The sequence below is a fragment of the Paraburkholderia bryophila genome, assembly GCF_013409255.1.
Taxonomy (GTDB): domain Bacteria; phylum Pseudomonadota; class Gammaproteobacteria; order Burkholderiales; family Burkholderiaceae; genus Paraburkholderia.
Window position 1 is genome coordinate 903,023 of the sequence record NZ_JACCAS010000002.1, and the last position, 18,409, is coordinate 921,431.

Genomic DNA, 18,409 nt, shown 5'->3' on the forward strand with positions numbered 1-18,409 from the left:
GGCGCGGCGCAGAGCGCAAACAGCGCTCACTGCGCCGCGTTTTTTATACCTTCACCGACTTCGTGTAGCGCAACCATACCGCGTCATGCTGCGTTTTTTCGACCGACGTCAGCGTCAGATACGCGGGCGCTTGCCACTTGTCCATCGCCACTTCGAATGACGACGGATGCTCGCTGCGGCCATCCACCAACGGCAGGATCAGCACGCTGACTTCGTCCACGAGCCCTGCGTTCACGAACGCACCGCTCACATGCGAACCGCCCTCCACGATCAGCTTCTTCACACCGAGTTCGTGCGCGAGCGTCTGCACCACTTTGCCGAGATCGAGCTCATGCTCGCCACCGAATACGTACGACACACCGATCGATTGCAGGTACGCGAGATAGTCGTCGCTCACCTGGCTGGTCAGCACTTCGACCACGTGCGATTTCAATGCCGTGTTGCTCTTCCACGCCACACGTCCTTGCGGGTCGATGGAGATCGCGTACTGAGCGGCATTGCGCTCGACGATATGGTCCGTGCGCGGTACGGTGCCTTTCGCAAGACCCTTTGGATAATCGTCGCCGTGCGAAATCTCCTGCATGGTCACGCGGCCGCAGATCCAGCCGTCGGCTTCGAAGGTGGCCGCGGTGTCTTCATAGAGATCCGACGCGAAGTCGAGATGCCAGCCGTCCGTGAGACTGCGGCCGTCGAGCGAGGACATCATGTGAGCGACGATATAAGGTTTCATGCGCAAAGCCTCCGTGTAAGGTCGAGTCAATCGATAGACCTTTAGCAAGGGGCGTTCCGCGATGGCGTGTTTTTTGCCGCGTTAGCTAGAGTGCAGCGGATGCGTTTTCGCTTGCGCTTCGCGGTGCACGCCGTCCCAGCGTTGCGCAAGCTGCAGCAGCGCGGGCAGCAAGACGGCCCAGCCGAGCGCGAGTGCGATCCATGCTGCGAGCGGCCGATTGAAATGCACCGCGCCCAACGCGGCGCCCGCGCGAAACGACAGCGGCCCGGCGAGCGCGCCCAGCACAGCGGCCAACACCGGCCGCGCGCGCAACCACGCGAACACCACATTGAACTGGATCGCGAACAGCGCCCACAGCGCGCTCATCCAGTACGGCGCGCAACCATCGATCACCGTGCCACTCGGATAGACCAGCAAGCCCGCGTAGACCAGCACGCTCTCCCAGATCATGCCGACGCACACTGTTGCCGCGAGCAAGCGGGCTTCGCGCCGGGGCTCGGGTACGCGCGTCAGATGCCAGACGACGGCGCAGCCCGCGAACAGCATGCCGAGCCAGCCAGCGCCACGCGCGGCGCTCAGCACGCAGACGAACCAGCCGGCTTGGCAGACCACGAAGTAAAGCCCGGCCGTTGTGCCGCTGCTGCGGCGCGCGAAGAGGCCGGTGAGGGAATGTTTCATCGATTGCATGCGATGGGTCCGTCGAGGGTGATGGTCCCGCCGTGCGGCGTTGCGAGAAGGCACGCGTGGGAGCCGTTGTGCGACTCTCTTGTGATTACGCGCGAAACGCCGCGCTGGATGCGCGGCGTTGGGCCATCGATTCAGGGAGTGGAATGACAGGTGCAAGGGCTGTCAGACGAGGGTTTCTATCGTTACTGTAGTAAATCCGCAGCGCGGCAAGTCTCCCCTTCGAATGCATCAGCCGAGCGCAACACGGTCCACGCTAGCTGCGCGCATCCGGCGACAATCGGCCAGGAACGGTCGGTCGACACGGACGCCTGGATCGCTGACAATCGACGTGTGAATGGCAATTTTCTTCGTGGATTGGATTTCAGGTCAAAACGTGTGGAAAAATATAAATGCCTCCGATCGACGATTTTCTTCCTCGTTATGATTTCCGTGAGCTGTTTACGCCGATCGAAAATTGAGCCACTGTAGGGATCGCACCGGCTGAAAATTGAGCCGGGTAATCAACCTATCCTGCTAGCTTTTCCGGCAGGGTGTTTGGAGATGTGCCCCATGACCGAAAGTGTTCATCGCTTTTACGAGTCGAATCGCAGCGCGATGGAGTCCAGCATGCGCCATCGCCTCGATTTGGCCGAGACGATCTTGCGCGAGCGCGCACACCTTTCCGACATCGAGGGTATCAAGCATGAGGTGATGGCTGAATTCGATTTAGTGCTCACTCAGTTGCCCTATGTCGGCGGCTCGGAAAATCGCATGAGCAACTTCTTCATGCGCCTCATTGGCTTCCTGGCCATCGGCCGGGTGCTCCGACGGCATGGGGTGCCGCTGGCGATGATTGGCGACATTGCGCGAGAAACCTTGAAGTCGCAAGGGCTCGCAGTGCCCGAGGCGGAGCGCCTCGCTGCAGGTCGCCAATTTTTGTCGCCGGAGAACCGAGCGCTGCTGGGCAAGCAGGCCGTCATGAGCATGACAGAAGACCACCGGAAAGCGTTCCCGGACGATTTTGCATACGAGTTTGTCGAGCCGAGCCCAGGCGACAACTTCGAATTCGGTATCAACTACACCGCCTGCGGCTTCTGCAAGTTCGCCGCTCACCATGGTGACAAGGAAATCCTGCCCAGCATCTGTGGGCTCGATTTCGACGACTATGCGACGCGGGGCATCCACCTAGAAAGGACGCAAACATTGGCAGGTGGTGCGAACCATTGCAATTTCCGGTTCTCAAGACTGAAGCCTGAATAGGACTCACGGCTGGATGGTCGCAACAGGTTGCCTTCTACAATTCCGAGAGGTATGCGCCGATCAAAGCCATAAGTCTGGAGGCCCAGCAAGCGCGGATGCTCATAATCGAAATGAATTCGTGAGTGGCCGCTTTCGGGAGGCGTGACCGACCGAAACGGGTCGATCTGGGACCTTCAAAGTTGCTTTATCGCCATCCCTCCCTCCGCCAACACATCAATAGAACCCACCCCGAGCCCGCGCATGACGCGGATCGGCCATACCCCGCAGCGACTCGAGCCCACGGCTGATCCAGCTTTTGACGGTGCCGATCGGCGCGTCCAGCGTATGAGCGATTTCCGATTGCGACTGCCCACGAAAATAAGCGAGCGCGATCGCCTGCCGCTGCCCGGGCGTCAAGCGACCGAGATAGACCGACAGCCGCTCAGCATCCAGCGCAACCTGCTGCGATAAATCTCCTTCACCGCTTGCATTGCGTTCGTCGAGTTCCTCGACGTACACGCCCGCATACGGATTGCGCCGCAGATAATCGAGCGCCTGGTTCTTCACGATGGTCGACATCCACGTAGACGGCGACGCCTTATCAGGATCGTACGAACCGGCGAAGCGCCAGATCTTGATGAAGCCGTCCTGCACCACTTCTTCCGCGGATTCGCTGGTACGCGTCACGCGTACCGCCAGCCCGAACAGCGACGACGCCGACAGCCGGTACAGTGCCTCGAACGCTAGCGCGTCGCGCTTGGCGATGCGTTTAAGGAGCGCCGCGAGATACACGCTCCGGTCGTCCAGTGCGGGCGCGCAAACGCTCACGTCAGTCGAAGCATGCTGTGGCATTCCCCCTCCTTCGGAACGGTGCGGGCCGGTTACTCTGCGGCGGCTTGCGGCAACGGCGGTTGCGGCTGCGACGGCGACTGCAACGCCGGCGCGGCAAACCAGCCCTCTTCCCGCGCCACCCGCTCAAGCGCGGCCTCGATCATCGCGCACGCCCGGTTGCTAACATCGCCGAGATAACGGTGCAACGCGGCGTCCTGCGCCGAGCGGGACGAGCAGGTGTCGCTGTAGCGTTCGAACGCCGCCAGCTTCACGACCAGTTCCGCCAGATGACGCGGGCATTCACAGGCAATCGTCGACGAGCGCGCCGCGATCGTCTCTAGCTCGCGATCGTCGTAGCGACGCCGCACGCGCGACCAGACGGCGTCGTCGCCGGTGCGCTCCTGAATCCGCACGCGCTCGCAGAGGTCGCCCAGCATCTGGCGAAATTCCGTTCTACCGTCGGCCTCGCGATACAGGCGCACGCCGGCCACGCGCAATAACTCGGCCGCCGGCCCGGTGCCGAAACCGTAGACCACCGCCATCGCTTTCGCCTGGTGCGCGTCGCCCAGCGCGATGATCTGCGCCGCGACGTCTTCCTGAAGCGAGTCAACGTTGACGAGCAATGCGTCGATCGACTCGCTTTTCCCAGCGCTCTGGTCAGAGGCCTCGGCCAGGTCGGCAAACGTGCTCAGTGCGTTCACGCCATAACGCCGCACATCCACGCCAGAACCTTGCAGGCGCTGCGCGAGATTGCCCCCCACCAGCCCAAGCTTGATATCGACGGTGTCGGCGACGCCAAAGTCCGGCGGGCCGTCGCCTTCGCGTGCGTTACGAGAGGCCAGAAACTGCAACTGCTCGCGATCGAGCCGCGCAATCGCCCCAATCGCGTGGCCACGACTCACCAGCATCTTGATCAAAGTGAGGCGCCGAACGTCGTCTTCGGTGTAGAGCCGCTGTCCGGACGCGGTCTTGGCCGGACCGATCACGCCGTAGCGGCGCTCCCAGATCCGCAGCGTCGTGACCGGCATTTTGGCCAGACGCGCCGCTTCACCGCTCTTGTAGCCCTGTTGAATCGGAGATTGCTCGTCAGACGTAGTCACCATGAAACTCCTTACGTGTCATCTTCGTTTCAAGCATAGGCCAATTTGCGCTACATCGACACGGCTTATTGACTCAATCCTCCATTTGAAACGCCTTTTTTGATGCGCTATGCTTTTTTCGTCGATCCCATGCTCCGCCTCGAATCGCCGCGCCGCGCCCACCGCTCCTGGGCCCGGGCTCGCCCCGTCGCCGTCCGCCGACGCCGGACCGTCCACTCAACCACGCAGGCCGCATCGTGAACATTTCTGATTCCCGCCCCCATATCGCGGTTGTCGGCGCCGGCATCGCCGGCTTGTCATGCGCCACGACGCTGCGCGCCGCCGGCTGCCGGCTGCGTCTGTTCGACCGCAGCCGCGGTCCGGCCGGGCGCATGAGCGCGCGGCGCGACGGCGACTGGCAGTGCGACCACGGCGCGCAGTACTTCACCGCCCGCGACCGCGCGTTTCGCGCCGAAGTCGCGCGCTGGCAAAAGGCCGGCGCGGCGGCAGCGTGGCCCGCGCGCCTCGCCGTGCTGGATGCGCCGAACTCGACCGCGCATACCACGCAGATCGAGCGCTTCGTCGGCACGCCGCGCATGAGCGCGCCGGCTCGACTGCTGGCGGAAACGCTGCCGCTCACCACCGATTGCACCATCGAGAAAGTGTTGTGCGAGCCGCGCGGCTGGCGCTTGTGGTCGGCCGAGCACGGCGCGATCGACGACCGTTTCGACGCCGTCGTGCTGGCGATGCCGGCGCCGCAAGTCGCGCCGCTGCTGCATGCGCCGGCGCCCGAACTCGCCGTGTTGGCCAACAGTACGGTGATGCACGCGTGCTGGGCGCTGATGCTGCGTTTCGACGCGCCGCTGCCGCTGGCCTTCGACGCCGCGTTCGTCAATCACGGCCCGTTGCGCTGGATGGCGCGCGACAGCAGCAAGCCCGGCCGCGGCGGTCCGGAAACGTGGCTGCTGCATGCGCAAGCGGAGTGGAGCGAAGCGCACCTCGACACGCCGCCGGAGCAGGTCGCGGCGGCCATGCTGGCGGCGTTCGAACAATGCGGCGGACGCACACCCGTCGCATGGACCGCGCACCGCTGGTCTCACGCGGACGTGGCGCCCGACGGCGATCCCACGCCGGGCTATGTGTGGCGCGAGGTGGATGGCCTGGGGTTATGCGGCGACTGGCTCAACGGCGGACGCGTCGAAGGCGCGTGGTTGAGCGGGCGGGCGCTCGGGCATGAGATGCTGAGGGCGCTGCAGTCGGTTTAGCGTGGGGGAGCGAGGCGCGTGGACTTAATAAAAAAATGCGCCGCTTGCCCGGATGTATCCATCCCGAACAAGCGGCGCACGCTTACAGTCCATGCATTCGCTAAATACGAGCCAACGGCCCGCTTACGCCACCTTGTAACGCTCGAGCCAATGCGCGTACGGCGCCGGCAACGTCCACGACGGACGCTCGATCCCCAGCTTCTTCGCCGCGTGATACGGCCAATGCGGATCGGCCAGATGCGCGCGGCCGATCATCACCAAATCGAGCTGCCCGTTCTCCACCGACCGGTTCGCCAGTTCCGGCGTATCGATTCCCCATGCCGACGACACAGGGATATCCGCTTCACGCCGCACCCGTTCGGCGATCGGCGCGAGGAAAGCCGGCGCCCACGGAATCGCAGCCGTCGGCGTCGAAAAACCGACGCTCACGCTCAGCATGTCCAGCCCTTCGCGCTTGAAGTTTTTAGCCAGTTCGATCGATTCCGCGAGCGTTTCCTCGTCGCGTCCGTCGTACTCGATCACGCCGAAACGCGCCGTCAACGGCAGATGTTCCGGCCACACCTTGCGCACCGCCGCGAGCGTTTCGAGCATGAAGCGGCTGCGGTTGTCGAGGCTGCCGCCGTACGCGTCGTCGCGCTGGTTGGAGTGCGTCGAGAAGAAGCTCTGGCCGAGATAGCCGTGCGCGAAATGCAGTTCGAGCCATTCGAAGCCCGCGTCGAGCGCGCGTTTCGCTGCGGCGACGAAGTCTTCGCGAACCCGCGCGATATCGTCGAGCGTCATGGCTTTCGGCACCTTCGGCAAACCGCCGCCGAACGCGATCGCCGACGGCGCAAGGGTCTGCCAGCCGCGCGGATCGTTTTCGGCAATGTGGTCGTCGCCTTCCCACGGACGGTTGGCGCTGGCTTTGCGGCCGGCGTGCGCGATCTGAATGCCCGGCACCGCGCCGGACGCCTTGATCGACGCGACCACCGGCGCGAACGCCTGCGCCTGCTCGTCGTTCCAGATGCCGGCGCAGCCCGGCGTGATGCGGCCTTCCGGCGACACCGCCGTCGCCTCGACGATCACCAGCCCCGCGCCGCCGCGCGCCAGACCGGCAAGGTGCACGCGGTGCCAGTCGTTGATCAGACCGTCTTCGGCGGTGTACTGGCACATCGGCGGAATGGCAATACGGTTGCGCAGGGACACGTCCTTGAGCTTGTACGGCTGGAACAATGCGGACATTCGGTTCAACTCCTTCTGGGATAGGCTTGTACGGTAGTTCGATAAACATCGAATAACGAAGTATCTCAGAAACGTTTATGATCTGCAGGATGCGTACTTATAACCATCCTGCCGCCGAGGACTTCACGCTCGGGCGGCTATTCCATGCGTTGAGCGATCCGGTGCGGCTCGAGATCGTGCGGCGGCTGGCGTCGGTCGACGAGGCCACCTGCGGGGATCTCGACGGCGGCCGGCCGAAGTCGACCGTGTCCCATCATTTCCGGATCCTGCGTGAGTCGGGGCTCGTGCGCACGCGCGTGGCGGGCACCGTGCATCAGAATTCGCTGCGGCGCGCGGAACTGGACGCGCGTTTCCCCGGTTTGATGGACGCGGTGCTGCGACAGCTTGTCGCGGAAATGGCGGAAAACGAGGCCGCGCTCGGTGAACTCAGCGAGCCGGCCTGACCGCCAGACCGGAAATCGGCGGGCTTTTCAGGCGAAATAGCGCGGCGAAACAGTGCGGCGGACCTACTCGCGCCAGAGCTTGCGCATCAGCGCGAGCAACGCGGTCGGCGCCGTGCCTTTTTGACAATAACCGTCGAAATTGTGGCGCGCCTTACCGGTTTCCTTCACGTGATCCTCATCGAGCGACGTGAACGCGACAATGCCCAGACTATGGGTCGGCAGATAGCTGCGCAGCGCGCTCGCGGTCTCGTAGCCGTCGCGCTCCGGCATCATGATGTCGAGCACCACGACGTCCGGCACCCAGTCCTTCACACAGCGCAGCGCTTCCGCGCAACCGTTGGCGGCGCGGGCTTCCACGCCTTCGTAGGAGAGATAGGTGGCGAGCGCTTCGGCCGCGCCGGCGTTGTCGTCGACGACCAGTACGCGCGGCATTTCGTGTAAGACCCGGATCTCGCGGGCGCTCCACCTTTGACAGGTCGATGGGGTTCGGGACATAGCTAACCGCTTGCGAAAAAGACATCTGCTGCCAGCAAGCTGCGTACCATACCGCTATCGTCTTTCCTGCCCCTTTTCAAACCGGCCGCCGCTGCCATGCTCTCGCTCTCATGAATACGCTCGCCACCCGGGACCATCAACTGCGCCTGTTCGTCGCCGTCGCGAAGGCGAATTCGTTGCGCGAAGCCGCCGAGATTCTCGGCCTCACGCAGCCCGCGCTGAGCAAACAGATTCGCGCGCTCGAAGCCGCGCTGAACGAGACGCTCTTTCTGCGCCACGGCCGCGGCATGCAGTTGACGCCGGCCGGCGAGGCGCTGTTTCTGAAACTCGAGCCGCTGTTCAACTCGCTCGACGCCACCTTCGCGCACGCCGGTCATCCGGGAGAACAGCGCGGCACGTTGCGCATTGCGACCGTGCAAACGCTGGTGGCCTGGTTCATCCCCGAGTTGAGCCGTCAATTGCTCGCGCTCTACCCTGACCTGCTGCTGACGATTCACTGCGACAGCTCGGCCAACGTGGTCGAAAGCGTGGAGCGCGGCAAATCGGATCTCGGCTTTGTCTACGAGACCGCCGTGGACGGTCCCGAACTGGTCGCCGAACCGCTATTCGAAGAGCGGCTGGCGCTTTATATCCGCGGTGACCACACGGCCGACGCCGACGCGCTGGCTAATCCCGGCGGCTTGCCGCTGATCCTGCCGCCGCGGCCGTTCGCGCTGCGCCGCATGGTCGAGCGGGCGCTGGGGTATAGCGTGCAGCCGTATATCGAATGCGATTCGCTCGAATTGTGTCTGCGCCTCGTGTCGATCGGCGACGGCGTGACCGTGCTGCCCGACAGCCTGCCGCGCGATATGGTCGAAGATCGCGGCCTGCGCCGCTTGCCGTTGAACGCTGTTCCGCCACGCCGGATCGTCGCGCTGTCGCGTCGCGCACGCGGCGCATCGCGCAGCTTCGACAGCGCGCTCGAGATCGCTTTGCGCGCCGGCACCCAAAGCGCGATAACTCCCGGTTAATCCAGAGTTATTTCTGGGCGCATAGCTCACGTCCTGCAAGGGACCAATACTGGCTTCAGTCCGGCAGCCTCGCGCCGATCACCGGAGTCAGTCCCCCTCTTGCATGGAACCCAACGTGAACGATCCTCTTTCCGCGCTCGACGGCCTCGCCGCCGCGACGCCGCGCCGCGCGCTGCCGCCCCGTTACAAGGCCGTCCTGTCGGCCACCGCCGGTTCGATTATCGAAGGCTTCGACTTCATCGCGTACGGCACCGCGGCGGCGCTGGTGTTCAACCGGCAGTTCTTTCCCAATCTCGACCCCACCAGCGCGACGCTGGCGTCGTTCGGCGCGTTCGCCACGGGACTTTTCGCGCGGCCGCTCGGCGCCGTGCTGTTCGGCCACTTCGGCGACCGGCTCGGCCGCAAGTCGATGCTGACGCTGTCGCTATTCCTGATGGGCTTTTCCACCATCGCGATCGGCCTGATCCCGAACTATGCGCAGATCGGCGCGTGGTCCGCCGTTCTGCTGGTCGCGTTGCGGATCCTGCAAGGCGTGGCGCTCGGCGGCGAAATGGGCGGCGCCGTGCTGATGGCGGTCGAACATGCGCCCGCGAGCCGCGCGGGGCTGTTCGGCAGCCTGCCGCAAATCGGACCACCCATCGGCCTGCTGCTGTCGACACTCGCCTTCAGTTTGTTGACCCGGCTGCCCGAGCCGGCCTTTCAAAGCTGGGGCTGGCGTGTGCCGTTTCTCGCCAGCGTCGTGCTGGTGCTGCTCGGCGCGTTCGTCCGGCGCAGCGTGGGCGAAACGCCGGCGTTCGAAAAAGCCGCACGCGTCCAGAAGTCCGCCGACGTGCCGCTCTGGCAACTGCTGGCGCGCCACAAGAAAGCGTTGCTGCTGGCGATCGGCGCGAAGCTGCCCGAAGTCACCCTTTACTACGTGCTCACGGTGTTTCTGGTGTCCTATGCATCGACCCGGCTGGGGTTCAGCCGCAACGCCGTGTTGCAGGCGGTCATGCTCGGCGCGGCGATTCAGATCGTGACCTTGCCGCTGATCGGCTACCTGGCGGATCGTGTCGGCGTGCGGCGGTTTTACCTCGGCGGCGCGGTGGTCATGGCGTTGTGCGTCGTGCCGCTGCTACGGTGGATCGATAGCGGCAGTCTCGTCGCGTTGCAGGTGGCCGTGGCGATCGCGCTCGGCCTGAACTATCCGCTGCTGTTCGGTCCGCAGTCGGCGCTGTTTGCCGCGCAGTTTCCCGTCGCGGTGCGCTTTTCGGGCATTTCCATCGGCATTCAGTTCGCCGCGGCCATCGGCGGCGGGCTGGCGCCGATCGTGGCGACCGCGCTCGTGACGCGCTTCCACAGTCTGCAGCCGATCGCGCTTTATGTCGGCGCGCTCGCGGCGCTGGCCGCGCTGTGCACACGTCTGATGAAGAACGTGCCGTCGGTGCAAACGCAAACGCCGCCACCGACGTCGCTTAACTCGCAAGGAGAATGAACTCATGAAACAGCGCGCAACCGTCACGGGCATCGGCGCGGTCAATGCCGACGACCCGCTCGGCACACTCGCCGACGCGTGCCGCATCCTGTCGGCGAAAGGTCATATGGCGAGTCTCGCCGGGCAGATCACCTGGCGCGACGCGTCACGTCGCGGCTACTGGACACCCGCGCTCGGCACGAACTTCGCGGACGCGACGACGGCGTCCCTGGTGCTCGTCGACGATGAACTCAACGTGCTGGAAGGCGCCGGCCGGCCGAATCCGGCGGTCCGGTTTCACGCGTGGGTGTATCGGCATCGCCCCGACGTGCACGCGATCGTCCACACGCATCCGCGCCACATCAGCGCGCTGTCGATGCTCGGCGTACCGCTGCCCGTCGCACATATGGACGCCTGCATGTTCCACGACGATTGCGGCTTCCTCGAAGACTGGCCCGGCGTGCCGATCGACGACGAAGAAGGCCGCATCATCACCGCGGCGCTAGGGGCGCGCCGCTCCGCGCTGCTCGTCAATCACGGCTACATCTGCGCGTGCGCATCGGTCGAGGAAAGCGTGTACATGGCGGTGTCGATGGAAAACGCCGCCGAACTGGCGCTGCTGGCCATGGCGGCCGGCACGATCAAACCGGTGCGCGCCGATCTCGCTCAGGCGGCGCATGACTTTCTGCTGCAGCCTTCAATCGTGAACGCGACGTTCGCGTACTGGCTGGAACAGGCCGGAAGGCGAACTCGACGCGGTTCTGACGCTGCAACGGAATAGCTAACCCTCAAGCCTGTTACGCCCCGCCCTTTTCCATCGCACGCTGGTACGCGGGCCGAGCTTCGAAGCGGTCGACGAACGCCGTGAGATTCGGGAACGCGTCGCGTCCGCAGAATCGCAGCGCGGTCTGCGCGACGAAAGAAAGCTGGATATCCGCACCCGACAATTCGCTACCGAGCAGATAGTCGCGGCCGGCGAGTTCCTGATTCAAAAAGCCCAGATGGTTCTGCAATTCGCTGCTGATCCGCGGTTGCAGCGGCGCGGCGCCCTCGCCCAGGCGCGCGGTGTAGACCTTCAGCATCAACGGCAGCATCGCCGAGCCTTCCGCATAGTGCAGAAACTGTGAGTAGCGGTCGTACTCGTGCGTGCCGTAAGCCGGGCTCAAACGGCCGTTGCCATAGCGGCGAATCAGATAGTCGACGATCGCGCCGGACTCGAAAATCACCGTGTCGCCGTCGCGAATCACCGGAGCTTTTCCCAACGGATGAATCGCCGTCAGTTCCGGGGGAGCGAGACGGGTGTCGGGATTGCGCTGATATTGAACGAGCTTGTAGTCGAGGCCGAGTTCTTCCAGCAACCAGGTGATGCGTCGTGAACGGGATTCGTTGAGGTGATGGACTTCGATCATGGTGTGGGCGGGTCGAGTGGAAAAGTGGAAGAAGAGTGAAGCATGCGCGCAGTTGCGAATCGCGTCGAGGATTCGCAACTGCCGTACTGCCAGGGCTAAAGCACAAGCCCGGGCTTAGGTCCAGGCTGAAGCTCAGGCAAACCGCAACAACACCTTGCCCTTGCGTGCGCTCTTGCCGCTCGCCTCGGCTGCCAACGCCGCGTTCTCCACATCGAATACCGCGTCCACCGGCAGCTTCAACTCGCCGGATGCCGCCAGCCCGATCAGTTCGCCGACCATGCGCGCTTTATCCGCAGCCGAGGTGAGCTCGGAAATCTTGGTGGCCCAGAAGCCTTTCACCGTTGCCTGCTTGAAGATCGCGTCGCCGGAACTGAGCCGCATCGGCTCGTTCGACATCGCACCGAACGACACCAGCGTACCGTTTTCGCCGAGCAGACCGAAGATGTCGCCGCTCGCGTCGCCGCCCACCGAGTCGACGCCCGCGACCAGCGGCGCCTCGCCGATCAACTCGCGTACGCGCTTCTTCCAGCCGTCGCCGTCCGTCGACACCGCATTGCCGATGCCGATCTCGGCCAACTCCGCAACGCCCGCTTCACGCCGGACCAGATTCACGACATGGATACCGCGCGAATGAGCGAGCATCGCCAGCGTCTTACCGACTGCGCCGTTCGCCGTGTTCTGGATAAACCACTGGCCCGCTTCCAGATGCAGATACTCGAGCAACATCACGGCGCTCAACGGCATCGCGATCAACTGGCAGCCCACTTCGTCGCTGACCGCATCCGGCAGCGGAATCACCGCGGCCGCCGGCGCCAGCACGTAATCGGCCCACGCCTCGTGAATGCCGGCCACCACCACGCGCTGACCCACCTTCACATGCGCGACGCCTTCGCCCACCGCGTCGATCACGCCGGCGACTTCGGAGCCGCCCACGGCCGGCAGGGTCGGCTTGTAGCCGTACTGACCGCGAATGGTCCAGAGGTCGTGATTGTGGATCGGCGACAAGGTCGATTTGATCCGCACCTGGCCCGCGCCCGGATTCGGCGTGGGACGTTCGGCGAGTTGCAGCACTTCGGCCGGGTTGCCGAAAGCGGAATAGATAACGCTACGCAAAGTCGATCTCCTTGAACGTGCAACGATTGAAGCTCCGCATGACACGGAGCCGGTGCTTGTTTGTGTATGGGATACGTCGGCGGTGCGTCGGTTACACGACACGCCGCAAAATCACAGTGCGCGCAGCACGCTTTGCGTCACCGCCATGGCTTGCGCCATCGCGCTGCCGTCTTTGCGCAACTTGGTGACGAGCGCCGCGCCGAGCCACATGTGATAGAGAAGTTCGGCCGCCTCTTTGGCGTGGATCTCCGGAGACAGCGAGCCGTCGGCCTGACCCTCTTCGATCACCCGGGCCAGACGCATCATCAAACGGTCGACGCCGTCGCGCAGCACGATACGCATCTCGTCGGACAGGTCGCCGACTTCCGCGCTCAGCTTCACCACCAGACATTTTTCGTCGCCGTCCTGATCGAGCTGCTCCTCTTGCCACGCGGACCAGTAACTGAGCAGCTTGTCGCGACCGTTGACGCCGGGCTGGCCGAACAGCGCGTCGAGCCGCGCGGCGTAATCCGCGACGTACTGTTGCAGCAGCTCGCTGCCGAACGCTTCCTTCGAACCGAAGTAGTGATAGAACGATCCTTTCGGGATGTCGGCCGTGGTCAGAATCTCGTTCAGACCGACGCCGACAAAACCCTTACGCGCGATCAGCGCCCGGCCGGCATCGAGGATGTGCCGGCGGATGTGTGGATGGCTAGCTCTCATAGGTGACGGATTATGGTCGCAATTAGACCAGTCGTCTAGAAATTTAAAGTGGCTAGCCGCGCAGCCTGTCCCGTCCGAGGATGAAGGGATGAGAGAGCACCGCCACCGTCACGACGAACGCCGTGAAAAGCGCGTTGCCGGCACGGTTGCCCCGCGTCATGGAACGCTTCATGGCGCTCTCCCAGGCAGTCAGGCGGGGCTATAGATAATGCGCGCGAGTTCCTGATGCACCTCGAAACTCACCGAGTATTCCGCCGACGCCTCGATGAACCGCAGCGCCACGCCGGATAACTCGTCGGACTGTTTGTCGCTCAACTGCGAGAGCGCCTCGACTCCATACGTATTCGCAATGACGTCGTGCGCCCGCTGTTCCGCGTCCGCAATAGACGCGAGCAGCGAGGAGTCGCCGGACAGAGCAGCAACGGCCTTGACCGCCGCCCATTGGGCGCGGCGTGTGGTCATGATCGTTGCGGTCCGGTTGCGAAAAACGCGGGCAATGAATTTGAACATGGCCCGCCTCCGATCAAGCGACTGCGTTACCCGGTAACGTGCCCGTGTCGCGTTCGACGGTTTCTTTACCGGCCTCCAGTTTCTCCGCTTCGGCCTCGCCGATGGCACGTTGCTGTGCCATCGACGCCTGGCTCCAGGTGTGGTCCTCGGGAAACTCCGGCGTCCTGGTGGCGTTGTAGGCGGTCTTGATCAGTTTCGTGAGCTTGCTCATGATGAGGTCCCGTAGCGTGTGGTGAATCAACGTGTGTGATGATTTTTATCGGCGCTTATCTGAAACGTATGCGCTCAATCTGGGTCATGCAGTTCGGATGTTAGTGGCGTTGATTTTTTTCAGGGGGACCGATTGTTTTTCTGTGTCGGTGAGCGCACTCAGGGTTTTCGCGAAACGTGAAAGACGCGAAAAACGCCGTGTCGCGAGTTCAAACGGCCGACTGAGCAGGCGCCACCCGTACCGGACACCATCTCGCAAACCGTATAGGTACTGTACCGGCAAGCGTCGTTAGAATGCTTCGACGTCCTATTGCCAGTTCTCTTGCCAGACACCGGAGCACGCCATGTTTTACCTCAGCCTCAGCGCCCTGCCAGCCGGCATTCTGTTCGCGCTCGTCACCAGCATCACGCCCGGTCCGAACAACACGATGCTGCTCGCCTCGGGTGTCAACTTCGGTTTTCGCCGCACGTTGCCGCATCTGTCCGGTATCAGCCTGGGCGTCGTGCTGTTGATGCTGTCGGTCGGCATTGGTCTCGGTGAAGCCTTCGTCCATTTCCCGGTGCTGTACACGGTGCTCGAAGTGGCGAGCGTCGCGTATCTGCTGTATCTGGCGTGGAAGATCGGCACGTCGGGCGAATTGAAGCTCAAGAAAGGCGAACGCCGGCCCATGAAATTTCATGAGGCCATTGCGTTTCAGTGGGTCAATCCGAAGGCATGGATGATGGTGCTGACCGCCGCCACGACCATTCATCTCAGCGAGAGCTACAGCATGAATGCCGTCGCGATGGCCGCGATCTTCTACGTGATCGGTTTTCCGTGCATCTGCTTGTGGGCAGGTTTCGGCACCGCGATGCGCAAGGTGTTGTCGGACCCGAAACGCCTGCGTATTTTCAATGTGGCGATGGCGCTGCTGCTGGTGCTGTCGTTGTATCCGATCGCGTTGAAGCTGCTTGGCCACGCGGGTTGAGCGACAACAGCGTAGGCGCGGCTATAGCGCACCCCGTCCGACCCGTTCGATAAATCGCCACAACGCGTCATCCGTCGAGTACGGCGCGTTGAAGCGAAACCATGCGCTCGGTGCATCGTCGGGTCTGAAGTACGACCCCGGCGCAAGCCAGATGCCATGCGCCAGCGCCGCCGTCGCGACCTCGCCGGCACGCTCGGGTTCAATCGGCAGACGCGCCCACAGAAACAAGCCGGCACGCGGCCGGTGGAACAGCTCTAAACCCAGCGAATCGAGCCGTTCCTCAACCGTGGCATGCACGAGCTTAAGCCGCTCGTTCACCGCCTCCACGTGACGCGCATAGCGCCCTTCGAGCAGCACCTTGTCGACGATCCGCTCGATCGCCTCCGACGACGTCAATCCCACCGCCATCTTCGTGCGCGCCAGTTCGCGCAACACCGCGCGCTCGGCGACCACGTAGCCGCAGCGCAGCCCCGGCGTCACCGTCTTCGAAAAACCGCCCACGTACAGCACGCGCTGCAAGCCTTCCATCGCCGCGAAAAGCGGCGCGCCGGGCGGCGCCAGTTCGCGGCTCACATCGTCTTCGATCACCCACATGCGCTGACGCTCGGCGATTTGCAGCAGACGGAACGCGGCCGACATACCGAAGGTCGCGCCGGTCGGATTTTGCAGCGTCGTGTTGACGAAAATCGCCTTCGGCTTGTGCTGCGCGACCAGCGCTTCGAGCACGTCGGTATCGACGCCCGCCGGCGTGCGCGGCACGCCATGCACCACCAGCCCCGCGAGCTTGAGGATCTGCAGCAGATTGCAATACCCCGGATCCTCGACGATCACCGCATCGCCCGCGCGCAGCAACGTGCGCACGATCAGATCCAGCCCCTGGGTCGCACCCTGCGTGAGCAGCACGTTGGAGACATCCACCGGCAAACCGCGCCGGTCGAGTTGCTCGGCGATCCGCTCGCGCAGCGGCGCGAATCCGTACGGATGCCCGTAATCGCCAAGCCGCGCCGCCGGCACCCGGCTCATCGCGCGTAATGCGTGCTGCAGACCGGTTTCGTTGATCCACTCGTTCGGCAGCCAGCCGCCGCCCGCCTTGATCGGCACCGAATGGTCGGCGAACACGTCGGACAGCAGCCAGGTCGCGGTGAGGCTCGGCGGCTGCCAGTCGGTCGCGGCGACTCGCGCGGACTGCGCGCGCGCCGCCACCCGGTAGCCGGAACCGCGCCGCGCGACCACCAGCCCCATCGACACCAGACGGTTGTATGCTTCAGTGACTGTGAAGGTGCTCAGCTCATGGCTCTGTGCCAATTGCCGCACCGACGGCAGCAGCGCGCCCGCGCGCAGCGATTGCCCCTCGATGGCGCGCGTGAAGCCTTGCACCACCTGCTCGACGAGCGTGGGCGCGGCGCGCCGGTCGCGCTCGAGTTGAAGTTCGATCATGGTCAGGACGCAAAAGCACGCCACGGCAGGTGGCGAAAGAGGGATGAAATGCCTGGTGATAGAAGCGCGTTAAAGGCTCCTATCCAGCGACACAGTTAGCGCAAACCTACCAATACAGTTAGCGTCACACTGCGTCAACTGTTTATGCCGCCATTAAACCGCGGACGCTACAGTTTCGCCATGCCCCAAAGGACCCTTGGGGACCCACTTCGAGGAGATACCCATGACTTCGCGCCCCGTCATCGACGACCTGTCGTCCTTCTGGATGCCCTTCACCGCCAACCGCCAGTTCAAGGCCGCGCCGCGCCTGCTGGAGTCGGCCAAGGGCATGTATTACCGCACCACAGACGGCCGCGAAGTGCTCGACGGTTGCGCCGGTCTCTGGTGTGTGAACGCCGGCCATGGCCGTGACGAGATCGTGGCCGCGATCACCGAGCAGCTCTCCACGCTCGATTTCGCGCCGACCTTCCAGATGGGCCACCCGCTCGCGTTCGAAGCCGCCACCAAGGTCGCCGAACTGATGCCGGAAGGCCTCGACCGTATCTTCTTCACGAACTCGGGTTCCGAGTCGGTCGACACCGCGCTGAAGATCGCCCTCGCCTATCACCGTTCGCGCGGCGAAGGCCAGCGCACCCGCCTGATCGGCCGCGAGCGCGGCTATCACGGCGTGGGCTTCGGCGGCATTTCGGTCGGCGGTATCGCGCCGAATCGCAAGACCTTCTCCGGCGCGCTGCTGCCGGCGGTGGATCATCTGCCGCACACGCATAACCTCGAACACAACGCGTTCACGAAGGGCCAGCCGGCGTGGGGCGCACATCTCGCCGACGAACTCGAACGGATCGTCACGCTGCATGACGCGTCGACCATTGCGGCCGTGATCGTCGAGCCGGTGGCCGGTTCCACGGGCGTGCTGATTCCGCCGCAAGGCTATCTGCAGAAGCTGCGCGAGATCTGCACGAAGCACGGCATCCTGCTGATTTTCGACGAAGTGATTACCGCTTTCGGCCGGATCGGCAAGGCGACGGCCAGCGAGTATTTCGGTGTGACGCCGGACATGATCACGATGGCCAAGGCCATCAACAACGCCGCGATTCCCATGGGCGCGGTGGCGGCCAGCCGCACGGTCCACGACACGATCGTCAACGGCGGCGCGCAAGGCGCGATCGAACTGTTCCACGGCTACACGTATTCGGCTCACCCGGCTGCGGCCGCTGCGGCCGTCGCCACGCTCGACCTGTATCGCCGCGAAGGCTTGTTCGAACGCGCCGGCAAGCTCGCGCCGACCTTCGAAGCCGCCGGTCACTCGCTGCGCGGCGCGAAGCATGTGAAGGACGTGCGCAACCTCGGCATGATCGCGGGCGTGGAGCTGGAATCGCGCGACGGCGCGCCGGGCGCGCGGGCTTACGAGGCGTTCGTCAAATGCTTCGAAGCGGGCGTGCTGGTGCGCTTTACCGGCGACATCCTGGCGTTCTCGCCGCCGCTTATCATCGACGAAGAGCAGATCGCGCACATCTTCAAGACGGTGGGCGACGTGCTGGCGACGGTGCAGTAAAGACGGTGCAGTAAAGCAGGAAAGGCGGTGCCGTCCTCGGCGCCGCCTTTGTTTGTCGCCTGCCTCGCAACGGCAG

General features: G+C 63.9%; 20 protein-coding genes. 8 read left to right on the forward strand and 12 right to left on the reverse strand.

Going from position 1 to position 18,409, the window contains the following annotated elements; translation table 11 throughout:
* Positions 1–43: 43 nt before the first annotated feature.
* Positions 44–730 (reverse strand): dihydrofolate reductase family protein, encoded by a 687-nt coding sequence (locus tag GGD40_RS25355; protein WP_134964159.1) that lies wholly within the window; start codon positions 728–730, stop codon positions 44–46.
* An 81-nt stretch (positions 731–811) separates the two neighbouring features.
* Entirely contained in the window at positions 812–1,417 is a 606-nt protein-coding gene (locus tag GGD40_RS25360; RefSeq protein ID WP_257030575.1) for a DUF2878 domain-containing protein, read from the reverse strand.
* A gap of 549 nt (positions 1,418–1,966) precedes the next feature.
* On the opposite strand from GGD40_RS25360, the gene GGD40_RS25365 reads away from it, so the two are divergent.
* Positions 1,967–2,656, forward strand: a complete 690-nt coding sequence (locus GGD40_RS25365) for an L-2-amino-thiazoline-4-carboxylic acid hydrolase (RefSeq protein WP_179745494.1) — start codon at positions 1,967–1,969, stop codon at positions 2,654–2,656.
* A 213-nt stretch (positions 2,657–2,869) separates the two neighbouring features.
* Here the strand turns inward: GGD40_RS25365 and GGD40_RS25370 are convergent, their stop codons facing one another.
* Positions 2,870–3,487, reverse strand: coding sequence for an RNA polymerase sigma factor (locus tag GGD40_RS25370; protein ID WP_179745495.1), 618 nt, complete (start codon positions 3,485–3,487; stop codon positions 2,870–2,872).
* 29 nt (positions 3,488–3,516) lie between these two features.
* Positions 3,517–4,569: a MerR family transcriptional regulator gene (locus tag GGD40_RS25375; protein ID WP_179745496.1), complete on the reverse strand. Its 1,053-nt coding sequence runs from the start codon at positions 4,567–4,569 to the stop codon at positions 3,517–3,519.
* A gap of 233 nt (positions 4,570–4,802) precedes the next feature.
* On the opposite strand from GGD40_RS25375, the gene GGD40_RS25380 reads away from it, so the two are divergent.
* A complete protein-coding gene (locus GGD40_RS25380; RefSeq protein WP_373565358.1) occupies positions 4,803–5,810 on the forward strand; it encodes an NAD(P)/FAD-dependent oxidoreductase in 1,008 nt (335 codons plus the stop codon).
* 123 nt (positions 5,811–5,933) lie between these two features.
* Here the strand turns inward: GGD40_RS25380 and GGD40_RS25385 are convergent, their stop codons facing one another.
* Positions 5,934–7,031: an NADH:flavin oxidoreductase/NADH oxidase gene (locus GGD40_RS25385; protein ID WP_179712020.1), complete on the reverse strand. Its 1,098-nt coding sequence runs from the start codon at positions 7,029–7,031 to the stop codon at positions 5,934–5,936.
* Between the two features lie 89 nt (positions 7,032–7,120).
* On the opposite strand from GGD40_RS25385, the gene GGD40_RS25390 reads away from it, so the two are divergent.
* Positions 7,121–7,474, forward strand: a complete 354-nt coding sequence (locus GGD40_RS25390) for an ArsR/SmtB family transcription factor (RefSeq protein WP_179712018.1) — start codon at positions 7,121–7,123, stop codon at positions 7,472–7,474.
* Between the two features lie 63 nt (positions 7,475–7,537).
* Here GGD40_RS25390 and GGD40_RS25395 read toward each other — a convergent pair whose 3' ends face one another.
* Entirely contained in the window at positions 7,538–7,969 is a 432-nt protein-coding gene (locus tag GGD40_RS25395) for a response regulator (protein ID WP_179712016.1), read from the reverse strand.
* A 110-nt stretch (positions 7,970–8,079) separates the two neighbouring features.
* Here GGD40_RS25395 and GGD40_RS25400 point away from each other — a divergent pair, with 110 nt between their 5' ends.
* The 3 genes from GGD40_RS25400 to GGD40_RS25410 all read left to right on the forward strand — a co-directional run bounded on the left by GGD40_RS25400 (position 8,080) and on the right by GGD40_RS25410 (position 11,213).
* Positions 8,080–8,979 (forward strand): LysR family transcriptional regulator, encoded by a 900-nt coding sequence (locus GGD40_RS25400; RefSeq protein WP_179745497.1) that lies wholly within the window; start codon positions 8,080–8,082, stop codon positions 8,977–8,979.
* Positions 8,980–9,094: 115 nt separating this feature from the next.
* Positions 9,095–10,453: an MFS transporter gene (locus GGD40_RS25405; protein WP_373565359.1), complete on the forward strand. Its 1,359-nt coding sequence runs from the start codon at positions 9,095–9,097 to the stop codon at positions 10,451–10,453.
* Positions 10,454–10,457: 4 nt separating this feature from the next.
* Positions 10,458–11,213, forward strand: a complete 756-nt coding sequence (locus tag GGD40_RS25410) for an aldolase (protein WP_179745499.1) — start codon at positions 10,458–10,460, stop codon at positions 11,211–11,213.
* A gap of 16 nt (positions 11,214–11,229) precedes the next feature.
* Here the strand turns inward: GGD40_RS25410 and GGD40_RS25415 are convergent, their stop codons facing one another.
* The 5 genes from GGD40_RS25415 to GGD40_RS25435 form a co-directional block, all read right to left on the reverse strand.
* On the reverse strand, positions 11,230–11,841 hold the full coding sequence (locus tag GGD40_RS25415) for a glutathione S-transferase family protein (RefSeq protein ID WP_179712007.1): 612 nt from the start codon (positions 11,839–11,841) through the stop codon (positions 11,230–11,232).
* A 132-nt stretch (positions 11,842–11,973) separates the two neighbouring features.
* The gene (locus tag GGD40_RS25420) at positions 11,974–12,954 is read right to left on the reverse strand and encodes a zinc-binding dehydrogenase (RefSeq protein WP_179712005.1); all 981 of its coding nucleotides are present in this window, start codon (positions 12,952–12,954) and stop codon (positions 11,974–11,976) included.
* Positions 12,955–13,065: 111 nt separating this feature from the next.
* Entirely contained in the window at positions 13,066–13,656 is a 591-nt protein-coding gene (locus tag GGD40_RS25425; protein ID WP_179712003.1) for a TetR/AcrR family transcriptional regulator, read from the reverse strand.
* Between the two features lie 189 nt (positions 13,657–13,845).
* Positions 13,846–14,166 carry a hypothetical protein gene (locus tag GGD40_RS25430; protein WP_179745500.1) on the reverse strand — a complete coding sequence of 107 codons (321 nt, stop codon included), beginning with the start codon at positions 14,164–14,166 and terminating at the stop codon, positions 13,846–13,848.
* A gap of 13 nt (positions 14,167–14,179) precedes the next feature.
* Positions 14,180–14,377: a hypothetical protein gene (locus tag GGD40_RS25435; RefSeq protein WP_134964141.1), complete on the reverse strand. Its 198-nt coding sequence runs from the start codon at positions 14,375–14,377 to the stop codon at positions 14,180–14,182.
* Between the two features lie 343 nt (positions 14,378–14,720).
* Here GGD40_RS25435 and GGD40_RS25440 point away from each other — a divergent pair, with 343 nt between their 5' ends.
* The gene (locus tag GGD40_RS25440; protein WP_035559424.1) at positions 14,721–15,344 is read left to right on the forward strand and encodes a LysE family translocator; all 624 of its coding nucleotides are present in this window, start codon (positions 14,721–14,723) and stop codon (positions 15,342–15,344) included.
* A gap of 21 nt (positions 15,345–15,365) precedes the next feature.
* Here GGD40_RS25440 and GGD40_RS25445 read toward each other — a convergent pair whose 3' ends face one another.
* Positions 15,366–16,781, reverse strand: coding sequence for an aminotransferase-like domain-containing protein (locus GGD40_RS25445; protein ID WP_179745501.1), 1,416 nt, complete (start codon positions 16,779–16,781; stop codon positions 15,366–15,368).
* Positions 16,782–17,004: 223 nt separating this feature from the next.
* Between GGD40_RS25445 and GGD40_RS25450 the strand changes: the two genes are divergently transcribed.
* Positions 17,005–18,333: an aspartate aminotransferase family protein gene (locus GGD40_RS25450; protein WP_179745502.1), complete on the forward strand. Its 1,329-nt coding sequence runs from the start codon at positions 17,005–17,007 to the stop codon at positions 18,331–18,333.
* The last annotated feature ends 76 nt before the right edge of the window (positions 18,334–18,409 follow it).